The following is a 2753-nucleotide window of genomic DNA, read 5'->3' on the forward strand; positions in this document are numbered from 1 at the left end:
CTTGCCTGTTCTTGAGAATGGTGCAAGATGTAAGATTAAACTGAGATGTTGCACTATTCTCAATTACCTGTTTCGCAACGGGCAAGATGCCCGTTCCACAAAACTCAATTTTATTGTGGAACAGGCATCTTGCCTGTTCTTAACAATAGTGCAAGATGTAAGATTAAACCTTGTCTTTAGCCGGTGGCACAACACCAATTTTATTCAAGCCGGCATCAATCTGCCTGAGCAATTTAAAATCGTCTTCGGGTAAAGAATTAACAGGCGAGTGTTTTTCCAGAAACGAGAATGCTTGCCGAAATTCACGCGGCCGGGAGTCGATCGCACTATCGAAGTGACAAGGTACAATCTTTTGAAAGTCCCAACTCGCCACTTTATCCACCCAATCGAGAGTTTCCCTCGGCGCGCGGTTGAGAATCAATGTCTGCAAAATCGGCGCCACAAACAACCGCCCTCCTCCCCGCAAAGCCTCAAACGATCGCTCCCAATGTGTTTTCCACTTGAACGGATACAATCCGAAATAAGCTTTTCTAGAGCGTTCTGGCGCTTGGCGCGCCCTGGCAAATACCTCCGACCACCGCGGCACTTCCAGCACGCTAGGCGTAAAATACATGGCAAATAAGGCGATTCTCTGCCACCCTTTGCGCCGATTTTCGTGGGTGTCTGCTACCGTGTCCAAGGCGCTGTCTTTGGCGTGAAACAGCAGCGGGTACGAGTCGAGTTGGACGATCGCGGGCGGATTTTCGGGAATCGAAACTATGGAATCTGTTAGCATCAGCGTGCGCGATCGCCTGTGAAATAACGCAACTTCTGCAAATCTGCCCAAACCGAGGTCGAGGGGGCCGAGAATTGCCCAGTCAAATTGAGCGGCTAACGGCGTGTTGCTGCTGTCAAAGGGCAGTACAGACGTGCGTTTCGCGGGCACACCCAGCCAACTCAGCGGCAAATTCACGGGGAAACTCCACTGCTGGGGCGCCACCAACACCTGCGCTTCGGGAAAACACCTCGCAAAGGGGCCGACAAAAACTTTGTGCTCGATCCCCGAAACCGTTGTCAGCAGGATGTACTTAACCTCGCCGTGCTCTGCTACTAACTCCTTTACCAAGCGGATGCACTCAGGAGTCGGTGCAACGGGGGCGTAGACGAGAAGGCCTTCGGGTTCTAATTTAATTACTGTCATCCGAATCGGGACGACTACGTAGAAAATGCCTTGTAGCTGGTCAAAAGTCCAGATTGTATCTTTAACTATTTCCTTGCGGATGGTGCGCCGCTTGCTGTAGGGATAGAGGGGGACGACCGGCCAAAAGGCCCAAGAATAGTCCCGAGAATCAATCTGTGCTGATGTTGGTATGCCTTCGCCCTCTGCCACTGCGCGACTCCTTGCCGATTTTTTTGTACGTGCGTGCGATCGAACTATTGTTAGTTATAGATTAAGTTATCGTCTTTATCAATCGGCGGTTGAAACCGCTTAAGAGTCAAACGAAGTCTGCCTCTGCGGACTAAGAGATCGAGAATGAATTTTTAGCTGACTTGTCCTGATACAATGATAAGCTCGCAAAAATTTCTCAACTTACTAGATATGACTCAAAACTACCGCATCACTCTTTTACCAGGAGACGGCATCGGCCCTGAAATTATCGCTGTGGCGGTAGATGTCCTGAAACTTGTCGGCCAACAATTGGACATCGGCTTTGAATTTCAAGAAGCTTTAATGGGCGGCGCTGCTATTGACGCAACAGGCAATCCGCTGCCCGAAGAAACACTGGAAAAATGCCGCAACTGCGATGCAGTATTGTTAGCAGCAATTGGCGGTTACAAGTGGGATAATTTGCCCCGCGAACAGCGACCGGAAACGGGATTATTAGGACTGCGCGCCGGATTGGGATTGTTTGCAAATTTGCGTCCTGCGACTATTTTACCGCAATTGGTTGATGCTTCTAGTTTGAAACGGGAAGTTGTCGAAGGCGTGGATATTATGGTAATCCGCGAACTCACAGGTGGCATTTATTTCGGCAAACCGAAAGGTATTTTTGAGACGGAAACAGGGGAAAAACGCGGCGTTAATACGATGGCTTACACCGAGTCAGAAATTGACAGAATCGGGCGAGTGGCTTTTGAGACGGCCAGGAAGCGGGGGAAAAGGCTGTGTTCCGTTGATAAAGCGAATGTTTTGGACGTTTCGCAACTGTGGCGCGATCGTATTATTGCCCTTTCTTCAGAATACCCTGATGTCGAACTTTCTCACCTCTACGTTGACAACGCAGCCATGCAGTTAATTCGCTGGCCCAAACAGTTCGATACAATTGTCACTGGCAATTTATTCGGCGACATTCTTTCCGATGCGGCGGCGATGCTAACTGGTAGTATTGGAATGCTGCCTTCTGCTAGTTTGGGAGCAAGCGGGCCGGGAGTTTTTGAACCCGTGCACGGTTCCGCACCAGACATCGCCGGACAAGATAAAGCAAATCCCATCGCCCAAGTTTTGAGTGCGGCAATGATGCTGCGCTACGCCTTAAATCAGCCGGAAGCTGCTAATAAAATCGAGCAAGCCGTTGTCGAAGTTTTGGATCGAGGTTATCGCACTGGCGATATCATGTCGGAAGGCATGAAACTCGTTGGCTGTCGGGCAATGGGCAATGCTTTAATTGAAGTTTTGCAAGGTTGATCAATGGTCTGGTAGATACTGTCTTGACCTGTCAAGGGGTAGCAGTCAAATAATTGGGGTCGAAAGGCTTTTGGGATTTTAAAATCCC

2 protein-coding genes are annotated in these 2753 nt (G+C 49.5%); one reads left to right on the forward strand and one right to left on the reverse strand.

Annotation, left to right across the window (positions count from 1 at the left end):
- Positions 1-163: 163 nt before the first annotated feature.
- Entirely contained in the window at positions 164-1369 is a 1206-nt protein-coding gene (locus QUB14_RS25180; RefSeq protein ID WP_333220394.1) for a DUF4336 domain-containing protein, read from the reverse strand.
- A gap of 210 nt (positions 1370-1579) precedes the next feature.
- On the opposite strand from QUB14_RS25180, the gene leuB reads away from it, so the two are divergent.
- Complete coding sequence (gene leuB, locus QUB14_RS25185; protein ID WP_333043089.1) at positions 1580-2665, forward strand: 3-isopropylmalate dehydrogenase; 1086 nt, start codon at positions 1580-1582, stop codon at positions 2663-2665.
- Positions 2666-2753 lie beyond the last annotated feature (88 nt).

It is taken from the genome of Microcoleus sp. B3-D2, assembly GCF_036705345.1.
Classification (GTDB): Bacteria; Cyanobacteriota; Cyanobacteriia; order Cyanobacteriales; family Microcoleaceae; genus Microcoleus.